We start from the raw sequence: 20904 nt of genomic DNA, 5'->3' as shown, positions 1-20904 counted from the left end.
GTAATTGTCGGGGCGCTGTTGAAGGTCACGTTGATAACGGCTGTATCCAGATCAATCTCGCCGCATTCATCGGTGGCCCGGAGCACGAACTCGTAGGAACCATCGACCGTCGGGGTGAAGCATATCTGGGAACCGTTATAAGTACCGACAGGACTGATCAACTCACAGGCGGTCAGGTTGTCGTCAACGTCACTGCATGAGGCCGACCAGCAAATAGATTCCGCGTCACACAGGAAGAGTGTCTGATCGCTGCCCGCCGAAGCTATCGGAGCCTCGTTGAAGTCGATAGTTCCCGTCACATGGCAGGTATCGGCTCCACAAGCTGTCGTGGCGACAACCATAATGTCGTAAGCTCCCTCGGTATCGGCCAGGAACCGCACCGCACCGGCGCCGTAAGTGCCAAGGTCGGTCGTAACGGTTGCGCTTGCAGGAGTGACGGTAATCGGAATGATCAGCGAATCCGGACCGCAGAGGAAATAATCGGTCGGTTCGGGACAGGTCAAAGTCGGCTCTTCACCGAAGGTCACGGTCACTACGGCGGTATCCTGTGAAATCTCGCCGCAGGCATCGGTCGCTCTCAGAACGAATTCATAAACGCCGCCGACCGTGGGAGTGAAGCAGGCGGTATTGGCTACAGTATCGATCGTGCCAAAACCGGAGAGAAGAACTTCGGTCACCGCTTGTCCGGCATCCGGATCGGTCACCGTATAGTCGAGACAGATTTGCTGAGGCGTACAGAGGAAGACACTGGTGTCGGCCTGCGCCGTAATTGTCGGGGCGCTGTTGAAGGTCACGTTGGTAACGGCCGTATCCAGATCAATCTCGCCGCATTCATCGGTGGCCCGGAGCACGAACTCATAAGAACCATCGACTGTCGGGGTGAAGCATATCTGGGAACCGTTATAAGTACCGACAGGACTGATCAACTCACAGGCGGTCAGGTTGTCGTCAACGTCACTGCATGAGGCCGACCAGCAAATAGATTCCGCGTCACACAGGAAGAGTGTCTGATCGCTGCCCGCCGAAGCTATCGGAGCCTCGTTGAAGTCGATATTGCCGGTCAAGTGACAGGTATCGACACCGCAACCGGTGGTTGCTGTCACCGTTATATCGTAGGTTCCCTCGGAATTGGCATAGAATCGCACGGCGCCGTTGGCGTAGGTGCCGAAGCTGGTTGTTACTACAGCCGTGGTTGGAGTAACCGGGACCGGGATAATGACCGAATCGGGTCCGCACATGAAGTAATCGGTCGGAGGCTGGCAAGTCAGCGACGGGGCCGAATCGAAAGTTGCCGTTACGATCGTCGTATCCTGAGAAATCGCGCCGCAGGCATCGGTCGCTCTTAGAACGAATTCATAGGTGCCGCTGACCGTGGGGGTGAAACAGACCACATTGGCAGTAGTATCGAGCGTGCCGTAGCCGGACAGCATTACTTCCGTTACGGTCTGACCGGAATTCGGATCGGTCACATCGTAATCGAGACAGATTTGCTGAGGCGCGCAGAGGAACAAACTCGTGTCGCCGGTCAGGGTGAGAGTCGGCGCAACGTTCATGGTTACCTTTATCACCGCGGTGTCGGCATCCTGTGCTCCACACTCGTCTTCGGTAAGCATGATGAATTGATATTCGCCGTCGGTGTCGGCATCGAAACAGATATAAGTGCCGTCGTATGAGCCTGGTCCGGAGAAGAGACATTCATCGAGATTGTCATCCGGATCGCCACAGGCCGCGGGCCAGCATATCTGTGTCGGCTCGCAGAGGAAGAGGTCCTGATCCGGTCCGGCGTTGGCCACCGGGGGGCTGTTGAGCGTCAGGTTGACCAGGATCGTGTCGGTGTCGGTCAAGCCGCATTCGTCTTCAACGCCGAGCTCGAACAAGTAAATACCACTGATGCTTGGAGTGAAACAGATTCGCGAGTTGGCCTCATCGAGTGTCCCCGGTCCGGAAAGCAGACTCACCGTAAGCGGGCGACCGTTATCAGGGTCACTTACCGAATACGGCAGGCACATTTCGTATGCTTCGCACACCAACATTGTCGTATCGGCGCCGAGCGATACGGTCGGCGCACCGTTAACGGAGAAGTCGACCGTGAAAGTAGATTCGCAAGTAGCTCCGCAGGCGTCGGTACAACGCATGGTCACCGTTACCGTCTGATGGCCGACCGGCGTGTAACACCAGGCGCCGCTGCTTAAGGTACCGGGTCCCGATATTATCTGACAGACCTGGAGATTACCGTCGACATCAGTCCCGTAAGCCGGCAGACAGACTTCCTGCGAGGAACACAGGAAGATACTCGTATCGTTCGGGACAACACAAACCGGGGTGCTGTTGATCGTGACCGTAGCGGTGACCGTGTCAAGGTCGGTCAGTCCGCAGGCATCGGTGGCCTGGATCACGAAAGAATAAACACCCGATTCGGTCGGCGTGAAGCAGACGGCGGAGCCGTTGTAATAGCCGGGACCGCTCATTAAGGTGCAGTCGCTCAGGTTCCCATCAGGATCGGAACAACTGACCGGCAGGCACACCTCGGTCGGAGTGCACTGGAAGAGGGTCTGGTTGGGACCGGCGTTAGCCACCGGAGCGCGATTGAGGCTGTAGTACACAGCCACTGTGTCCACCGCCTCGAGACCACAAACATCGGTAGCTTTGAAGATAAACTCGTAATTATAAGTGCCGGTCGGAGTGAAACAAACCTGAGAGCCATCGAACGTGCCGGGTCCTTCGATCATTTGAATCGAGGTCAGGTTGCCGTCGGCATCGCCCGAGGCTACCGTCCAGCATATTTCCGTTGCCTCACACTGGAACACCGTCTGGTCCGCTCCGGCATCGACGTACGGCGCTTCATTGAGTGCCACCGTGATGTTAACGGTGTCAAGATCAACTGCGCCACAGGCATCGGTGACCTGCAGGATCATCCGATAGACGCCCTCACCGGTCGGATTGAAACAAACCTGCCCGATCTCGTCGTTGATCGTACCGATGCCGGTAAGCTCTTCGAGCGTGACGATGTTGTCGTCAGCGTCGGAAGTGTCGTAGAAGACACAAACCGGACCAAGAGCACACATAAATCTGGTTTCATCGGCGCCGAGAGTCACGATCGGCGCACTGTTCCTGGTGACATTGTAAGTCAGGGCTGTCGTGTCAACGGCACCGCAGGCATCGGTGACCGCTACCGTCACCGACTTAGTGACACTGCCTGAAGCGTTGATACACCATAATCCATCGTTTGTAACGGTGCCGTCGCCGCTGAGACGCGTCCAGCCGGTGATGTTGTCGTCGACATCGTTAGCTTCGAACTGGAAGCAGATCTGCCCCGATGTGCAGATAAAGGTATCAACCGGGGTGGTCGGATCGACCGCTACCGGTGCGGAGTTGATCGTTACATCCGAGATAACCTGACAGGTATCGGTGCCGCAGGTCGTAGCGGCGATTACGGTGATTTCATAATGGCCGCTGGTGTCGGCCGGGAAACAAAGATTACCGGAGGCATAGCTGCCGATCGGAGTAACCGTTACCGTGGCGCCGGCGCCGTAAATTCCAACCGGAATACAAACACTGCCCGGAGCACAGATAAATTTCTGACTCGGAGCCGGGCAGTCTATCTGAGCCGCCGCGCCGATATCGACGTTGAACGTCAGTTGACAGGTGTCGGCATTGCAGTCCTCGGTTGCGATTACGGTAATATCATAAGTCCCGGCGGTGTCGGCGTCGAAACAGAGTTGTCCGGCGCTGTAAGAGCCGAACGATACATTAACCGCCGCTGAAGCCGGGGTGATATTCAGAGTCTGACATATCTGATCGGGAGCGCAAAGGAAAACATCGATTGCTTCACTCGGGCAATCGATTGCCGCAAACTGTCCGAAATTAATCAGAACCACGGCGGTGTCGTAATCGTATTCGCCGCAGCCGTCGGTTACCGCCACGATGAATTCATACGAACCCGAGGTGGTCGGGGTGAAGCAGATTTGATTGGCGGCCGTATCAATCGTGCCGTAACCCGAAAGCATTTCCTCAACCAATCCGCTTGTTCCCTGTGGATCGCTCACGTCATAGGCGATACAGACAGCCTGGGAAGTGCAGAGATCCACCGCCGTATCACCGGCCAGAGCGATGACGGGAGGTTCATTAACTTCCACGTTGTAAGTCAGGCTGGTTGTATCGGCTAAACCGCACGAGTCGGTCACAGTTACTACGACGCCGTAGGCGCCGCCGGCTGTTGGCGTAAAGCAGTAATAGCCGGCGGCGGTAACGGTACCATCACCGCTTAACTTGCTGTAAGTCAGGCTGCCGCTCTCCGGGTCGGTCGCTTCGAATTGATAACATACCTCTGCTGCGACACATTGAAACAGCTCGACCGGTGAAGTCGGATCGGCGAAGACCGGAGCTCCGTTAAGGGTGATGTTGTACGTGATCGATACGGTGTCGGCGAGACCGCAGGAGTCAGAGACAGCTACGGTTGCGGCATAACTGCCGCTCGCGGTCGGCGTGAAGCAGAAATGCCCACCGCCGGTAATGGAGCCCACGCCCGCCACGTGACTCCAAATAAGGGTTCCGCCATTCGGATCAACGGCGGTAAAATCATGACACAGCTCCGTGGATGAACACAGGAAAGCCGTAACGGGATTCGGTACCGTGGCAACCGGAGGCTGGTTCATTGTTATTGTAACGGTTACGGTATCATAGTCCTGATAGCCGCAGTCATCGAGAGCTTTGAGTACGAAACTATAGCTGCCGGCAGCGGTTGGCGTGAAGCAGATGTTTGAGCCGTTATACGTGCCCGGCCCACTGATGAGTGTGCCGCTGCTGAGATTGCCGTCCGGATCGGTGCATGAGGCCAACCAGCATACCTGGGAAGGAGCACACAAAGCAAAAGTTTGATCGGCTCCCGCGTCGGCGACCGGGGGATTGTTCAGATTGACCGTGACGTTGACAGCGCCATAACCGATATGCCCGCAACCATCGTAGGCCGCAACCGCTACCTGGTATACACCGGTAGTGTCGGCCCAGAAACAGATATCTTCGCTTGAGGGGCTGTTGAATGCGCGTGCGCCCAGGGCGTCTATCGCGAGCGAACCGGAAGCAGCACTGATCTTGATTTCATTAAAGGTTATGCCGTCCGGGAGGTCTACCGTGAGGCCGCCAATACCGTCGCCAATACCCTGAACCGGAAGATACTCCTCCATGCTGTAAGCGACCAGACCGTTATAGTAGAACAAAAGTGAGGCGGTGCCGCCGCCGTAGGAGTTGGTGAATATCACTAAATCGACCGCTGCGCCGTTACAGGTCGTGATTGCCTGGGCAAAGCCCACTTTGGCATAGTTACCGGTCGAGAAATCAACCGCGCCGTCGCTATAGCCGCCGTCCGGACCGCCTGCCCCGGGGAGCGTGTAGGTCAGGTCGGTCGGTGGGCCGAGCAGATAATAAGCTGAGTTGCCCGAGGTGTAGGGGAAAGAACCGTAGTCGGTTACATGGTCGGCAAAAATGAAATCGGGAAGAGTTACCGACACGCCGGACTGAGTATTCACCGGTGAAACAAAATCGTCGGCTTCATACAGAATTTTTCCCGGATCGCCGCCGCCTACTTGTGTTACCGTGCCGCCCAGGGCGTTAATCCTGGACACCTGGTCGTAGTCGGTAGCGTTGCCCGAATAACCACCGAGGTTCGTGATTATCGAGTCGATATCGCATTCCGGATCATCTATCGAAAGAGACAGACATATCTGTGCCGGGGAACAGAGCGTAATCGTCGTGTCGTTACCCAGGTCGACCGTGGGAGCGTTGCCGTACCCGGGGATTATCTCTATTACTTCGCACAAATTGGCCGCCGACAGTTTCGTTCGGCGGGTTGGATCGCAGGCGCTGTTCGGTGGTTCCCACCATTCCGGTTTATCTTCACCAAAGAACTTCACCCGGATAGAGTAAGTCCCCGGACCGGTGGGGAGTGTCAACGAGGCGCTGGCGTTGCCGTAGGCGTCGGTTTCCATACTGTCGTCAGGTGTTTGTCCGACATTGACGCCGCAGTTACCCGGATTGACCCAGAAATAGAGCATACGTCCGGCCAGCGGGGCGGTGCCGTAGCAGCCACATGCTTCCGACAAATTCGCACATACGTCCAGAGTGGCGTCGCCGCAAGCCGTATCCGGCAGGGAAATCGTATAAGACAACAGGGTGTTGCAGTCGGTAAATGTGACTTCAGCCACAATTCCGGATGAAAGACCGATGGCCGTCACCAGGAGGACTTCATCGACATGGTCGTCGGGTGGGACAATCCAGTATGTCTCGAAATTCCCTTCATCGTCGGCTTCGACAACCCAGGGCTCGTGGCCCTCGCCGTCCGGCGGATAACCGTCGTAATGTGTTACCTGTACCTGAATTGATTCGTTTGGCCAGAATCCCGAACCCATAATCACGACTGAGTCGTATGGGGAATAATCGTCCTGGTCCGTAAAAACTACTGAAGTCTGAAGTTTAGCGGAGAAGGCATTGGCCGCAAAAAGACACAATGCCGCCAGGGTCAGGATTAGAACAAGTCCGGTTCTTTCTCTCTGCATTTCTATCCAAGCTCCCACTTAAAGATATAAGTCCTTTCGACGGTGGTGAACGTACCTCGCAGTTCACCTTCGCCGGTAAGTACCAGTTTAAGGAGTATGTATTGGTATGGTCAAGATGTCGAAAATTGAATTGTGGGGAAGACTCAATGACCAATCGTCCATACGTTACTCCGCAGATTACCTTTTTTTTGTCTCAATTGCTGAGACTGCGACCGCGACTTTCAAATCACTGCTAAATTAATGACTCTATTTGTTCGCGATCAAGCTGCGTGACCGAGCCTGCACCCGGTCAATCAAAGATCTCTAATCGTCCTCTCCCAAAGTACCCAATTCAGCCTGTTTAGTCAAGGCAAAAAGCGTCCATTAAGCCGCTTAAAACGCGGCTTTTCAGCATTTTGACATAATGAGAATAGATTTAGTTATCATTTATTCATGATAAGCCGATTATTTCCGTCGATCACCTGTTTGGATCCTCTTTTCAGCCAGTTCTTTGAGGGCCGCTTTACGTTTGGATAAGGTGGGATGATCGTAGAACCAGAACTCGATCAACGCCGGTGGTTCCGGGTCTGAAAGATTGCAAGCGGAGAGTTTGTCGAAAGCCGAAACCGCCGTGTCGGCATCGATACCGGCCACTTCCATACCGAAACGGTCGGCCTGGTATTCCATTACTCGGCTGGAGTAGTTCGTAATCGGTTGAAATACGAAACTGATTATCGAAATAAAGAGCATCACTAGCGGCAAGGAGGCGTAATCGGTCAACTCCGAGAAGCCGAACTGCTTGCGGAACTTGTGGATAACCCATCGTATCGTACGATCGGTCAACCACAGTGCGAACATGATAAACAGGATCGAAATGCCGAGTCCCCACCAAATATGATGCATCACGTAGTGTCCCATTTCATGGCCCATTACGAATAGAATTTCCTTGTCGGAGAAATTGTCGATCAAGGTATCGTACAGAACGATTCGTTTGGTGCCGAACAAACCGGTCACATAGGCATTGACTTTGGAGGATTGTTTGGAGCCGTTGACCTGGAAAATATCCGATCCTTCGATACCCGCCTTGTCGGCCAGGGACTCTATCTCGGCCTTAAGCTGTTTGTTTTTAAGGGGCTCGAAGTTGTTAAACAGCGGACTGATAACAACCGGGGCGATCACAACCGCAAAAATGATAAAAGGGATCGCTCCAATCGAGAAAGCCAGCCACCAGCGTTTCAAACGAGACACGGCCAGGTAAAAGAACCAGGCGGGAATAATGGCAATAACGACGCCGATCAACAGCCATAACAGATCTTCGCCGAACCATCCCCAAAAAGTCTGGTTCATGAAACCGAAATCCGACTCCACGATGAAACTTCGATAGATCGACATCGGCAGACTGAGGATATAATCAACAACCAGGTACATCGCCAGGAACAACCAGAGAATGAAGAATTTTTTCTTTGCCACTTGAGCCCAGGTGCGCATGCGGGCTGAGAATCCGGTGAAAAGAATCAGGGCGGTGATGACCAGACCGATAAAAAACGATACGAAGCGCCAGCGGTTGACGATCCGGGAATACTCGTTCAGTTTTTCTCGCCGTTCCGGGGTCATGAGCGGTTCTTCCGTCTCGGCGTTTATCGCGGCATCGTCGACGGTCACGCCGGCTGTTGCCGACAACGTATCTGTCGTGTTCGTAGTCATATCGATAGAATCATCCGCCGCTACCACCGCTCCGCAGAGGATTATCACGCTCAGACCGATTATGATGGAGAGAATATGTCTGTACATCTTGGCTCCTGCTCAAAGGTTGATTCTCATAGATAATACTACGAAGCCAAAGCCTTTCAAGCCAAGAAAAAACGGGACAAGGTTGTCCTTGTCCCGTGAGTTTACCTGAGTTGGTATCAGCGTCAGGCGACGGTTACCTCTTTGCAGAGATAAACATCCTGAATAGCGTTGAGCAGCGCCACACCGTCTTTCATCGGTTTTTGGAACGCCTTGCGGCCGGAAATGAGTCCCATACCGCCCGCTCGTTTGTTGACAACCGCCGTCAACACGGCCTCGGCCAGATCGCTCGCGCCGGAACCGGTTGAAGCGCCACCGGAATTGATAAGGCCGATCCGTCCCATGTAGCAATTGGCTACCTGATAGCGGCAGAGGTCGATCGGATTGTCGGTCGTCAGTTCGGTGTATACCTTCTCACTTGTTTTACCGAAATTGACAGCTTTGTAGCCGCCGTTGTTGGTCGGAAGCTTCTGTTTGATAATGTCGGCTTCAATCGTGACGCCGATGTGATTGGCCTGACCGGTCAGGTCGGCCGAGGCATGATAATCGACGCCGTTCACTTTGAAAGCACTATTGCGCAGGTAGCACCACAGTACCGTGAACATGCCCAACTCGTGCGCCCGGGAGAATGCCTCGCTGACTTCCTGAAGCTGCCGCGACATTTCCTGTGAGCCGAAATAGATTGTAGCTCCGACACCGGCCGCGCCGAGATTGAAACAGGAGTCGACATCGGTGAACATGATCTGATCGTAAGTGGTCGGATAAGTGAGCAGTTCGTTGTGATTCATCTTGACGATAAACGGAATTTTGTGAGCGTATTTGCGTGAGACCGCTCCAAGAACGCCGTAGGTCGAGGCAACAGCGTTGCAGCCGCCCTCGATCGCCAGTTCGATAATCTTCTCCGGATCGAAATAATCCGGGTTCGGGGCGAATGAAGCACCGGCGGAATGCTCGATTCCCTGGTCAACCGGAAGAATCGAAACGTAACCGCTGTTAGCCAGGCGGCCATGGTTGAAAAGCCCGTTCAACGAACGTAGTGTCATCGGATTACGGTCGGTCTGACTGACCACGCGGTCGACAAAATCCGGACCCGGGACATACAGCCGCGAGGTCGGAATACCTTTACAGGTGTAGTTCAGAAGCGACTTGTGATCGCCCAGCAATTCTTCAATCTTTTTTATCATAAATATCTCCTTGTTATAGCCTTTATCAGGTGTTCGACAGATACTAAGTTTATCGACAAAAGGCAACCATTTCCACTCCCTTTCAAATTCTTTTTTAACCGGCTTAAAAAAGGCGGTTTAAGACCATGATGCAACATCACTATCAGCTAATCGTATCCTAGCAAATGAGAGGTATTATTTGCTAATTTGATCTCTTAAGATCAGGTCTTGACTTGAACCGCAGTCGTTGCTATCAAGGAAAGACAAGTGCTTATTCAACGCAGGGAAAAACAGGACGATGATTCAAGCGACAGACCTAAGAAAACAATTCGGTGAGCTGGTTGCGGTCGACGGCGTATCACTCGATATCCCCAGGGGGGAGACGTTTGGTTTGCTCGGTCCCAATGGAGCGGGTAAGACGACCACTATCAGTATGTTGGCGGGTGTGCTAAAACCCGATTTGGGAGAAGTCCGGATAGACGGCAGCTCCGATCCGACTCGCTCCTCGGTACGCCGTAAACTTGGCATTGCACCGCAGGCCATTGCGCTTTACGACGAAATGACCGCTGAGGAAAATCTGGCCTTTTTCGGCCGTTTATACGGACTGACCGGGAAAGTCTTAAAGGAGCGAGTGAACTGGGCGCTCGAATTTGCCAATCTCTCGGATCGACGTAAAGGGCGCATTAAGACCTATTCCGGCGGAATGCAGCGACGGATCAATCTTGCCTGTGCCCTGATTAACGATCCGCCGGTGCTGCTTTTGGATGAACCGACGGTCGGAGTCGATCCGCAATCGCGCAATCTGATTTTCGATAAAATCGAGGAATTGAAAAAGCAGGGACGCACGATTCTGTACACCACCCATTATATGGAGGAAGCGGAGCGGCTGTGTGACCGGGTAGCGATAATTGATCGAGGTAAGATATTGGCGCTCAACACCGTTGGGGGGCTTATCCGGGAACATGGGGGGGCCTCGGTCATCAAACTCCTGTTGGCTGAAGTACCTTCGGAAAGAGTGGAAGTTGGGGGGCTTTTAGAGGGAAAACACCTTACGATTACTACCCTTGATCCGGTGCACAGCCTCGCTTCGTTGGCGTCATCCGGTCTAAAAATTGAAACCCTTGATATCGAACGGCCCAACCTCGAAGGAGTTTTCCTCAATTTGACCGGGAGGAGGTTGCGCGACCTATGAAAGCTATTATGTCTCTGGCAGCCAAAGACATGCGGCTGTTGTTCCGCGACCGCTTCGCCATGTTCTGGGTGATAGTCTTCCCGCTGCTTATGGCTACCTTTTTCGGATCGCTCTATTCTACCGGTGGTGGCTCCGCCCGTGCTATAAAACTGATAGTAGTGGATGAGGACCAATCGGATTTCTCAAAGGCGATGGTGGCCCAGTTAAACAAATCCGAAGCTGTTCAGATTCTCGAATGTCCTTTGGATAGCGCAGTTACCATCGTAAGGCGTGGAAAGGCCGTGGCGTATCTGCACCTTCTTCCGGGTTTGGGGAAGTGGGAATCGCTATTCGAATCCGATTCGGCCCGTATCCGAGCCGGTATTGATCCCGCTCGTAAAGCCGAGGCTGCCTATCTCAGGGGGGTGCTCATGCAGTCCTGGTTCACGGCGATGCAGAGCAGTTTTTTCAATCCTGAAGCAGCCGTAGAAAAATTGCCGGTTTATTTGGAGTCAATGCGCCGTGATACCAGCCTGTCCGGAGAACAGAAGGCCGTCCTTGGAGATTTTTACAACTCGCTTTACAAATTAATGGCTGAAACCGATACCGGGGTGTTTGCCTCAGGCAGCGTAAGTGATACGGTTCCCGGAGATACGACGGTACAAAACGCGACAGGCGATGCCTATGAAGATCCCATGTTCAAGGGGCCTAAGGTCGAGATTGTCGCTGTGACTACCGAACGCGAAGGTCCTCGCTCTTCGTGGGAGATTACTTTCCCGCAGTCTTTAATATGGGCTTTGATCGGTGTGGTGGCCTCGTTTGCCGTGACGATTGTCACCGAACGAACGCGGGGAACGATGATAAGACTCCAACTGGCGCCGATTACCCGCGCTCACGTGCTGGCCGGTAAGGGAATGGCTTGTTTGTTGTTCTGTCTGGGCGCCTCAGTACTGTTGCTGGGGCTGGGGCGACTCGTGTTCGGTATTCGCACGCCCGATCCATTGATGTTGTTCGCGGCCATCCTTGCCGGTTCGCTCTGTTTTGTCGGCATTATGATGCTTATTTCCGTCCTGGGTAAGACCGAACAGGCGGTGAGCGGAGCCGGTTGGGCTATTTTGCTCATTATGTCGATGATCGGTGGCGGTATGGTGCCGATTATGTTCATGCCCGGCTGGTTGGTGCCAATCTCGAATTTCAGCCCTATAAAATGGTCGATATATGCCCTCGAAGGCGCCATCTGGCGCGGCTTCAGTTGGGGCGAAATGATGATGCCGATAGGTATTCTGCTTGGAATCGGCGCTTTGACATTTGTCGCCGGGGTGCTTCGTTTCCGGAAGGTGCAGTTGTAGCGAAACGACGGTCTCCTGTTCGAATTCTTGTTGGCCGGAATCTCCGCGATTCCGGCCGTTTCGATTGTGATTGACCGGCGGCCGATCCGTTGTTGTTTGTAATCATGAGAATCATATAAAGGGAATGCTATGTCGGATAACAAAACGGAAGCCTTGTTCAAAGAGACCTTACTGGCATTGTTCGATGAAACATTCGATGGTGTCCGGACGGTGTACCTGGACAAGGGAACTTCGTTCTTTGAAACGCTCTCGGGGGTAAATGCCGAGCAGGCGTCACGGCCGCTCACGCCTGGCGGCTCGACCATTGTGGCTCACGTTGTACACACCCGGTTTTCTCTCGATGTTATCGAGAAAGCCATGAGAGGAACACCGGAAGAGAAGGTCGACTGGACTATCGCCTGGCGGCTCAAGGAAGTGAATGAGACGGAATGGAAGGCCATGATCAAGGGCCTCCGCGACTCACGCGACCGTTTGCTTGAGCTGATAAAGGCAATCCCGAACTGGAGCGAGGGGAAAAACATCCATTATGCTCTCGGCGCCCTGGTTCACACCGCCTATCATTTGGGCGCGATTCGTCAGTTTGTGACGGTGGTGAAGAGGTAAGGCATCGGTTGGGTGGGATGTTGTTGTCTCAACTTCGCTTCGCAAATCCCACCCGAGGGGTGGGAAGTTAGATTCAACACGAATGTCGTCCTTGTAGGGCAGGTCTCTCCGAGACCTGCCGCATCGTTACCGCAGCTACGATCCGTGGCACGTCTCGGGGAGACCTGCCATACAGCGTCGGGACCACGAAGGTCCCGACCTACGAAGATTATTGTGAGCTTGTAGGGAATGTGAGACGAGTTGGTTACCTTTTGGATGGGTTCACGTCAATACAGCACGAGAAGCAAACCGGCCGGGATCGCAGGGATCCCCGGCCTTCGGGGACTTTGTTGCCCATGTACCCGGTTTATTGTGTTACCTATGTCCGGTTTGTACACCATCCAAGTCTTTGTAGGTCCGGTTGCTTGCAACCTGACACAAGGGAGGGCGCGGAGCGCCCGAACATGACGCGCCGACGCAGAGCATCGGCGCGAGGAATGAAGCCTAATCCAATCATCAAAGCAGAAGGGCTGCAGGATCGCTCCCGCAGCCCTTAGGCGCGCTATACGGCTGGGTCCTTCCAGCACGCCGTTTTTTATCTGCGCTACTACTGACTACATGTTAAGCCAGTACGAAGCTTTGATCAAGAAGAGGTTTTGTGCTCCTCTACTAAAGAAACGATCAAAGTCCCGCGAAAGATCCAGGTCGTTTACGGAACCGTCATATTCCGGTCGCGACCGGGTCCAGACGCAGTACAGCGTGCTGCCCGGCATATACTCCCACCTGATCAGCATGGTGGAGTTAAGCGCCGAGTAATTGTAATCGTAGTTGTAGTCATCGTTCAGGACCGGCGAATAATCCCCGCTTCCGAGATAGTACCGCGGGTCTTCATAATCCAGACCTGAAATCAAACCCTCGGCCGATAGCTGAAAGGACAAATTCCGGTTTAACAGTACCGAAGTCGAGATGGAAAAGGTCATCTGGTCCATATCGAGGTCGGCAAAGATCGATGAGTCCCCGTCGTTAGTGGAGATGTTTTCGACCCAGCGACGGTTGTCGATATACTGCTTGTAGTTCACACCGAATTCGAGCTCGATATTGCCGGCCGGGTGAAATTCCACACCGGTGTAGTGAGCCCACCAATGTCCGCCGCGATTCGTTCCGGAGCCGGGATTGAGACACAGTGAAAACATCTTACGTTCATCCGTGTTCAGCTCGGCCCACCATGAAAAGGTCGGCACGACCGGCCATTCCCATATCCCATTTCCGCGAGTCTCATCGTCCGAGTATTTCTCAGTCTCGAAGTTTATCCCGCCACCCAATGACCAATGGTTAATGAATTCGAGATAAGCATTCCAGTTGCCGCCCAGATCGTAGTTGATGCCGTCGTAGTTCCAGTAAGACCAGGCGTTGAAGTTGTTGTAAGTGTTGTGAAAAATCCACCAGTCATCGGTGGCGCGATATTGGATCCAGGTGGCGACTTTCCTGGTGTCGGAGCGGCTGGTGTAACCGAGCCGGTTGATCTGCAACTCGGGTGACTTAAAAGTGGTGTTAACTTCACCTCGCCAATGTTGCCCCGCACATTTATAAATCTCGGCGTAAAAACCATAGCCGATGTCGTCCGGATCGACCCGACTGCCGACTGCCTGGCCGGTAAAGAGCCAGGCGTTTCCTTTATCCAAAAAGAGCCGCCAGTCCAGCCCGCCGACAACGTGCGCATGGTAGCTGTCCTGGCCGGTTACGGCCATGGTGGCGCCGATGCTGGAATTGTTGAAGATATCTTTCTTAATCCGCAATACCGAGTAGATCGCTTCCGATTCCACCACCTGCGAGCGGATTGTCGTGTCGGCCGAGATAGTATCCAGAACAGCACCTTCTTCCGACGGTATCTCTTGTGTCACGACATTCGTAAGAGCCGCGTATTCGGCTTTTTCCCGCGCCGTAACCGCGGTCAGGAAAGCGATTGAGGTTGAGGGGGTGATTTTACCGGTTAGTTTCCCGGATCCAAGAATGGTCGTACCGCGCGGGTAATCGGTGTAATAGAGGGCGTCGTCGTCATTGACTCCCTGATAGGGTTGACGACCGATACGGCGGGAATAGAAAAGCATGAACGGTGTCGAAAACAAGTCCGATCCCTCCATGAAGAACGGTCGCCGCTCGTCAAAATAGGTTTCGTACGCGGTCAGGTTAAGCACCGGTTCATCCAGTTCAACTTGTCCGAAATCGGGATTGATGGTGGCGTCAAGAGTCAGGTTCGAGGCCAGCCCGATTTTAAGATCGACACCGGTGTTGGCCAGGATATCGCGACCGTCCGAGTTACCGGCGCTCGGTTCCTCGGTTTCGAGTTGTGATACTACATAGGGAAGAATCTCGATATGGCGAGCGGGCTTGATTCCGTTAATCCCGGTTAAATGGCCGAAGTTGCGGGTGAATCCGCCGGTTTTAATCGGAACGTATGCCCAGCGGCTGGATTCTTCCTTACGAGCGACATAACGGGCAAAATCGACTCCCCAGGTATGTTCCTCGAGTTCATTGAACCGCAGACAGTGGTACGGGATTTTATATTCCGCCGACCAACCCCACGGCTGAATCGCTACCTTGACTTCCCAGACGGCATCCCATGAGTCATCGGTGTTACTGTCGTCGTAAATACGCATATCGCGCATTACTCCGGCCGAACTGACCTCGAATTCGTAACCGGTGCGATGATCATGATAGGGGTCTACACGGAAGGCTATATAATCGGCGTCGGCCCAGCGGTCGCGTCGCACCAGCCGCTTGATGATCTTGTCCGGCTCGGAGTCGAACATTTTCATCGCGACATAGAGCGCTTCATCATCGTACGCCACCGCCACCAGGGTCGATTCGGTTGGGGGAACTCCCTCCACCGGATCTCGCTGAGTGAAATCACCGATCCAGTTTACTCCATGCCCGGTCCAGATTTCATCGTTAAGGTATCCGTCAATTTTGGGTGGATGAGGATTTACACGGTAGGCTTTTATCTCAGGGACCGGTATTCCTGCTCGGGTCTCGACGGTGCTTGAGTCTTCGGCTCGGATAGGGCCGGCTACGGCAACTGTAAATATCGACAAACAAAATCCGATTATCAAACCTCTCACGCAGGCACCTCCTCTCAGTGTGCTCTGTGTGACTCCGACCTCGCCGTATGCGTGTCGAAGTCAACGTTTTCTACTTCAGGTTGGAGAAGCCGTTAATACTCCTCCTGATCCCCAAAATCAACCTGCGTTCGTGGTCGGATATCCAGCACATCACACTGTACGAAATGAGACACGGCTGGTTTCAGAAAAACTATTAAATTCGGAATTGAGGATAGAAATCGTATGCTCTTACATTAATAAAACACCGCCGTAATACGGGTGATACAAAACTGCCCGCTGTGGGGAGTGTTGAAAATCCCCTCTGCGGTGGAGACAAGCCCCGCCGTTACGCGTCAAGAAGTCCTAACCTCGCGTGCGGGCGGCCTTGTGTCGCCCGCAATACGGTCATATTTTACAGAATATCCGGGCGTACGGCTTTATCAATAATCCATGTAATGATGGTTCACCCTTTTATGGCTGGGAAAACCGGACCACTCGTGGGTGATCCGGTCCAAGCTCTACATTCTGAAGAGGTATTGGAATTTTGCGAAAAACTGTCGCGATGAAGTCTGCCAGTCATCGTATGTCGAGGCATCATCCCGCGTCATTTCATAGCTGTTATAAGAAGAGGTCATCCCGATGAAAAACTTCGTGAATGGGTTCACCCGATAAGTTACCAGTGGTTCGATGTTAAAAGTCTCATCGAAGTCGTCGTACTGGAGGACCAGGCGCACGAACAATTCGCGGGTGAACTGGTAGGTGGTGCGTGAGCGCAGGATATAACCACTGTAAATACGTTTGTCGGCGATCTCCGGACGATCGCGCAGATAGGCATCGCGATAGTCCATACGGGCATAATTGAAGTCCAACGATGTGTAAAACCTCTGGTTTGGTTTAAGATTGAGCACTGCGCTGGTTTCTAAAATCCAGCCGAGGACCGGTTCGATGAAGACCGAATCCTCGCCACTCGTTTTCCAATGTGGCCGAGTTCTGTAGATTGATCGCCCGAACTCGAGGTCGATTTCGCCTGAAATGATCTCGGTGGGGCTGACATCGATTAAAATTTCACCTCGGCTGATGCCCGGGAAATGGTATCCGGCAAATCGCTCCTGGCTGTTCAAGTAACTCAGGTACAGAATAGTCGGGCCGGTCAAATTGATCTGAGTCCAGGGCCGGATCCACTCGTCAACTGTCCCGTCACCGAACTTGAACTCCATTTTACCATCGTAAGCCCACTCCCGGCCGTACTCGGCGCCCGCGTAGTAAGCGGTAATAAATTGTCCGTTGGGGCGGAAGTTCATCTGTGCCCCACCTCCCATATAGCGACCATCGTTGTAAGTCTGGAAGCCGTCGTCGGCCCGGAACGTCGGCGCGTACTCGTTATAGTCAAAATCGAACGCCCAACCGCGTGAGTTGTGTTCATAGCTGAAGTACAAAGCCTGACCACTGTAGCTTTCTCCGTCCAGATCGACCGTATGGCGATCACGATCGAACCGAGTCAGACCGGGAAATGATACGATGGCGGTGGTGTCGAAGGTCGTATCAACACCGTCTACTTCGATCTTTATCGGATGGCCGTCGGTTACTTCCCTGGTGTGGGCATACAGCATCTGGTATTCGAAATGGTCGGAGGCCGACAAACGGATGCGGCCGTCGATTCCGGTCACGGTGTTCGAGCCTCCCTTGTGAACATCGTTGGGGCCGAAATCGTCGAGGTGACGGTCTGTCAGGAGAAAACCGATATAGGAATTTTCGCCTACCGTCCGATGCAGTCGAACGATGTTTGACCATGACTTACCTGCCTGAGCGAGAAGGTTTCGTTCCCGAAACGGCAGGAGCAGGGTGGAATTATCATCTCGCGCAGTCAGGAGAGCGACCGAAAAACGACCAAACTGACCGGTATATCGCGCAGCCATTGCAGGGTCATTAATCGAGCGGGTGTGGATTGCCGTGATGTAGGTATCGAACAGGTTGGCCCCTTCCTGAAAAAACGGCCGAGTTTCACTGTAATACAGTCCGTAAGTGGTGTTGATGTCAATCTGCCCGGCGTCGGACTCGACCTGAGAGAAATCGGGATTCACCGTAGCTTCGAGAGATGAATTGGAGGTGAGGCCGTAACGAACATTCAGGGACAGTTCAGCGTCGGGGTCGGAATTAACGAGCGTGCCCTCGTCGTTCCGCTCGCTGCTTTGATAAGCAATGGCACTCGGCATAATCTCCAGATTTTGCCCCGGCTTGATGCCCTCGATGCCGTGCAGATCACCAAACTGACAGATAAAACAGGAATTGTTAAGATCGCGTGCAACCCAGCTATATTGCCGTCTGACATCGCGTCGCTGGTCGCGCCAGAAATTGGCGCGCCATGTCTGGATCGGTTTGTCGGGAAATCTCAACGAAGCAAAAGGAACCGCGATTTCAACCTGATAGCCGCTGTCGGTGACTATCCCTCGCGATTCCCATATCATATTAAAAGCGTCATCCTCGTTGTTATCCTGTGATCGGCGCAAGTCTCCTTGAATGCCGTATGGATTGGCGAACAGTTCGTAAGCCCAACCGGCGTCACCGTAGGTGTCCAGCAACAAACCGATATAGTCATCCTGGAATATCTCATCCCGGTCGCGAAGTGAGGTGCGAACGGAACCGGGGTCATCAAGACATATAAAGGCGACATATAGGTTTTTATAATCGTAGGCGATAAGGGCACGAGTTTCTACCATCGGTTTGATCTGGTCACCGGGGCTGGTTTCGACGAAATTATCTGCTACGGCAGCAGTTCGCCAGGCCGATTCGGACAGGTCGCCGTCGATCACGATCGTGCCATTAATGCGGGGTACGTTCAGGCTGGGCGAGTAATCCGGAGTGAAGTCCTCTGCAGCAGTTACGGCGGTGATCGTTAACAGGACGCAGAAAAAACCTGCTAGTTGGCATTTCATCAAACATGCTCCCTATAACGCACATTTTGTTAACCCATCCGACTCGGTTCAGCCAAGTCGGTACAAACCTCTCCTAACAACTACGGATGTAACGAATCATTGTTTCCGGCGGAACCAATCCGGAGGACCACGAAAAAAGCCCCTCGGGAAAACCGAAGGGCCTTTTTATCTTTTTATCTGCGTGCGTCTTACGAGAAAGACTTGATCGCCAGTTCGCGGCTGTCGTAATGCTCGAAAACCGAGATCAACCGCGTGATGGTCAGAATAGATTCGATCTTATTAATGTTGGCCAGGACCAGGCGACCGCCGGCATTTTTTACCGTGGTCAGGGCCGAGATCAGCATCCCCAGACCGACTGAGTTCATCCAATCCACTTGAGCCAAATCGACTACGATGTTTTTCTTATTCTGGCTGATATATTCATGGATTTTCCCGTGGAACATGGTAGTCTCTTCACCACCCATGATTTTTCCGGACACATCCAGGATTACTATATCACCCTGAAGCATATCATCGAATTTCATTTCAGAAACCCCTTTATCAGGAATTTGTACTTCATATTCAGTATGATAGAACCGGCGCCTTGAGGCTTGTATTCGCCTTATCAGTCTCAGGGACTTAAGCTATAAGCTTGTTTCCGATTACGGGGCGAACATAGGCTAAGTTAACCGAAAAAACAAGCATTAATTGGCCGCCTCGCCGTCGGTCCCGACCACCCGAAAGCGTCTGTCAACGAGCACCGGTACGGTTGAGGAGACATCAATCTCGGCGGCAAAAAGCACGTCGCTCTCGAATCCGATTTCAATCAACTCCCTGCCGGAAGCACAATTAATGAAAGCGCCGGACAAGTCATTGCAGAGATATCGATATGCGCCTCGGGCAACCTCGGCCTCGGGCGACAACGTCAGTGTTCCCATCCGGTTAATTATCGCTCCTGAGCCGATCAAATCCTCGGCCGCCGGACGTAATGGACCTCCATAACCGTCGCGCTTTTCACCGGCGGCAATAATGGCTATGGGTCCTTTCTGCGACCGGCAGAACTCCGCCACCGCCCGCGCGTTGCGAAGACAACCGGCCACGATCGTAATTCCCGACTCAGCCGCCTTGAACGAGAGAGTGGCTCCGTTGGGAGATGGAAGTACGAGCCGGTCGTCTTTATTGAGTTTGGTCAATGAAACCGGGGAGAGGCTGAAGTTGTGAGAAGCGTTTCGTTTCTTTCGGGAAACGGCGAGAAAGGCGTTATTGGTCTCGGCATAACCGGCTGCTTCATCTCCGCATCGATCGAACGGAAGAACTTCGGCTCCCCGTGCGACAGCCGCCTCAACGGCGGTACTGAAGGAGAGAACATCGACAATCACAACGATCGCGACGTGAGGCAACATCTGCTCCAGGCCGGGGAGACCCCATTCGAAGCGAACGTCAAATCCTGATTGATCGGCGAAATTCATGGGATGACTTGATCAATTCTCGGAGCAGAGGCCGAGATATAGCACGCCCGGAATGTTGCCCTTGAACTCGAACTCGCGATAGAGCAGTTGTGTCAACTCGCTGCGTATCTGGCTCAGGTGAACCGATTGCCAGCGCTCGTTTTCATGGGTGGTCGGGAACGCCAGAAGAAGGACTCCACGATGTGGCGCAGCCAACGCTTTGCCGGGATTGGTCAGTTTCCAGATATCCTTAATCAAGTCGTCGATCTCTTTTTTAATCGGGCGACCCTTGGCGCGGCAGCCATCGTGGGGGATGTTGGTGTTGATCGTGCGCACATCGAGCGCCCATTTGCCGAAAACCAGATCGACCAGCTTGTCGGTTGGTTCGGGGTGAAGTCCGTGCTGGACCATAATACGACATAGTTCGACATGTAACCAACCGTCGAATTTCTCCCGTTCCATGGCATAAAGCTGTACCCCGACATGTTCCGCCAGAACCGGCTGAAGGCCGTCAAACACGAGATCGGCCAGTTCATTGTAGGTCATACTGCTTTCTCCCGTATCGGCGCCGCTGGTATAACCGGGCGTTGTTGATATTCCTCGTAGTGCTGCCCGAAAGATAGACCGGGAGCGGCAGTTTTGTCAAGAAAATCGAGAGCGCGTAAAATGAAGGGAGTTATCAGTTCGAGGTCATTGCATTTATAAACGATCAGTCCATCGAAAATGGCTATATAAATGGCAGTATTTTACTGATACATTCATTGCTCTAATAATCAGTGGGTACGTTGTGGTGATCTGCAACCGTGCCATGCCAACCTGATCAGGAATCTACAACATGGAGGAGAAGAGCTTTAGGACTAAAC

The 20904-nt window shown here is 53.2% G+C and carries 11 protein-coding genes; 3 read left to right on the top strand and 8 right to left on the bottom strand.

Translation table 11 applies throughout. The features are described 5' to 3' along the window. The 3 genes from PLF13_01350 to PLF13_01340 all read right to left on the bottom strand — a co-directional run. The coding region (locus tag PLF13_01350) for a hypothetical protein (protein ID HOP05914.1) at window positions 1–6551 on the bottom strand (6551 nt) is incomplete at its 3' end. Between the two features lie 444 nt (window positions 6552–6995). Further along, complete coding sequence (locus PLF13_01345) at window positions 6996–8321, bottom strand: M48 family metallopeptidase (GenBank protein HOP05913.1); 1326 nt, start codon at window positions 8319–8321, stop codon at window positions 6996–6998. Window positions 8322–8443: 122 nt separating this feature from the next. Further along, a complete protein-coding gene (locus PLF13_01340; GenBank protein HOP05912.1) occupies window positions 8444–9502 on the bottom strand; it encodes a class I fructose-bisphosphate aldolase in 1059 nt (352 codons plus the stop codon). A gap of 277 nt (window positions 9503–9779) precedes the next feature. On the opposite strand from PLF13_01340, the gene PLF13_01335 reads away from it, so the two are divergent. The 3 genes from PLF13_01335 to PLF13_01325 all read left to right on the top strand — a co-directional run bounded on the left by PLF13_01335 (window position 9780) and on the right by PLF13_01325 (window position 12604). Beyond that, window positions 9780–10673 carry an ABC transporter ATP-binding protein gene (locus tag PLF13_01335; GenBank protein HOP05911.1) on the top strand — a complete coding sequence of 298 codons (894 nt, stop codon included), beginning with the start codon at window positions 9780–9782 and terminating at the stop codon, window positions 10671–10673. Beyond that, window positions 10670–12001 carry an ABC transporter permease gene (locus PLF13_01330; GenBank protein HOP05910.1) on the top strand — a complete coding sequence of 444 codons (1332 nt, stop codon included), beginning with the start codon at window positions 10670–10672 and terminating at the stop codon, window positions 11999–12001. The genes PLF13_01335 and PLF13_01330 overlap by 4 nt, the downstream gene beginning before the upstream one ends. Window positions 12002–12130: 129 nt before the next feature. Continuing rightward, window positions 12131–12604 carry a DinB family protein gene (locus tag PLF13_01325; GenBank protein HOP05909.1) on the top strand — a complete coding sequence of 158 codons (474 nt, stop codon included), beginning with the start codon at window positions 12131–12133 and terminating at the stop codon, window positions 12602–12604. A 593-nt stretch (window positions 12605–13197) separates the two neighbouring features. On the opposite strand, the gene PLF13_01320 is transcribed toward PLF13_01325, so the two are convergent. The 5 genes from PLF13_01320 to PLF13_01300 all read right to left on the bottom strand — a co-directional run bounded on the left by PLF13_01320 (window position 13198) and on the right by PLF13_01300 (window position 20587). Beyond that, window positions 13198–15675 carry a DUF5916 domain-containing protein gene (locus tag PLF13_01320; GenBank protein HOP05908.1) on the bottom strand — a complete coding sequence of 826 codons (2478 nt, stop codon included), beginning with the start codon at window positions 15673–15675 and terminating at the stop codon, window positions 13198–13200. Window positions 15676–16199: 524 nt separating this feature from the next. Further along, on the bottom strand, window positions 16200–18614 hold the full coding sequence (locus tag PLF13_01315; protein HOP05907.1) for a DUF5916 domain-containing protein: 2415 nt from the start codon (window positions 18612–18614) through the stop codon (window positions 16200–16202). Between the two features lie 188 nt (window positions 18615–18802). After that, the gene (locus PLF13_01310; GenBank protein ID HOP05906.1) at window positions 18803–19138 is read right to left on the bottom strand and encodes an STAS domain-containing protein; all 336 of its coding nucleotides are present in this window, start codon (window positions 19136–19138) and stop codon (window positions 18803–18805) included. Window positions 19139–19297: 159 nt separating this feature from the next. Then, the gene (locus tag PLF13_01305; protein HOP05905.1) at window positions 19298–20062 is read right to left on the bottom strand and encodes a 2-phosphosulfolactate phosphatase; all 765 of its coding nucleotides are present in this window, start codon (window positions 20060–20062) and stop codon (window positions 19298–19300) included. A gap of 12 nt (window positions 20063–20074) precedes the next feature. Beyond that, entirely contained in the window at window positions 20075–20587 is a 513-nt protein-coding gene (locus PLF13_01300; protein ID HOP05904.1) for a hypothetical protein, read from the bottom strand. Window positions 20588–20904: the final 317 nt, after the last annotated feature.

It is taken from the genome of Candidatus Zixiibacteriota bacterium (genome assembly GCA_035380245.1).
In the GTDB taxonomy this organism is placed as follows: domain Bacteria; phylum Zixibacteria; class MSB-5A5; order GN15; family FEB-12; genus DAOSXA01.
The sequence above is the reverse complement of the archived record's forward strand: the minus strand, read 5'-3'. Positions and strand labels throughout refer to the sequence as shown.

Excerpts from the sequence above, each read along its gene's own strand:
- PLF13_01345 (HOP05913.1), bottom strand. The coding sequence starts at position 8,321 with ATGTACAGACATATTCTCTCCATCATAATCGGTCTGAGCGTGATAATC.
- PLF13_01340 (HOP05912.1), bottom strand. The coding sequence starts at position 9,502 with ATGATAAAAAAGATTGAAGAATTGCTGGGCGATCACAAGTCGCTTCTG.
- PLF13_01335 (HOP05911.1), top strand. The coding sequence starts at position 9,780 with ATGATTCAAGCGACAGACCTAAGAAAACAATTCGGTGAGCTGGTTGCG.
- PLF13_01330 (HOP05910.1), top strand. The coding sequence starts at position 10,670 with ATGAAAGCTATTATGTCTCTGGCAGCCAAAGACATGCGGCTGTTGTTC.
- PLF13_01325 (HOP05909.1), top strand. The coding sequence starts at position 12,131 with ATGTCGGATAACAAAACGGAAGCCTTGTTCAAAGAGACCTTACTGGCA.
- PLF13_01315 (HOP05907.1), bottom strand. The coding sequence starts at position 18,614 with ATGAAATGCCAACTAGCAGGTTTTTTCTGCGTCCTGTTAACGATCACC.
- PLF13_01310 (HOP05906.1), bottom strand. The coding sequence starts at position 19,138 with ATGAAATTCGATGATATGCTTCAGGGTGATATAGTAATCCTGGATGTG.
- PLF13_01305 (HOP05905.1), bottom strand. The coding sequence starts at position 20,062 with ATGAATTTCGCCGATCAATCAGGATTTGACGTTCGCTTCGAATGGGGT.
- PLF13_01300 (HOP05904.1), bottom strand. The coding sequence starts at position 20,587 with ATGACCTACAATGAACTGGCCGATCTCGTGTTTGACGGCCTTCAGCCG.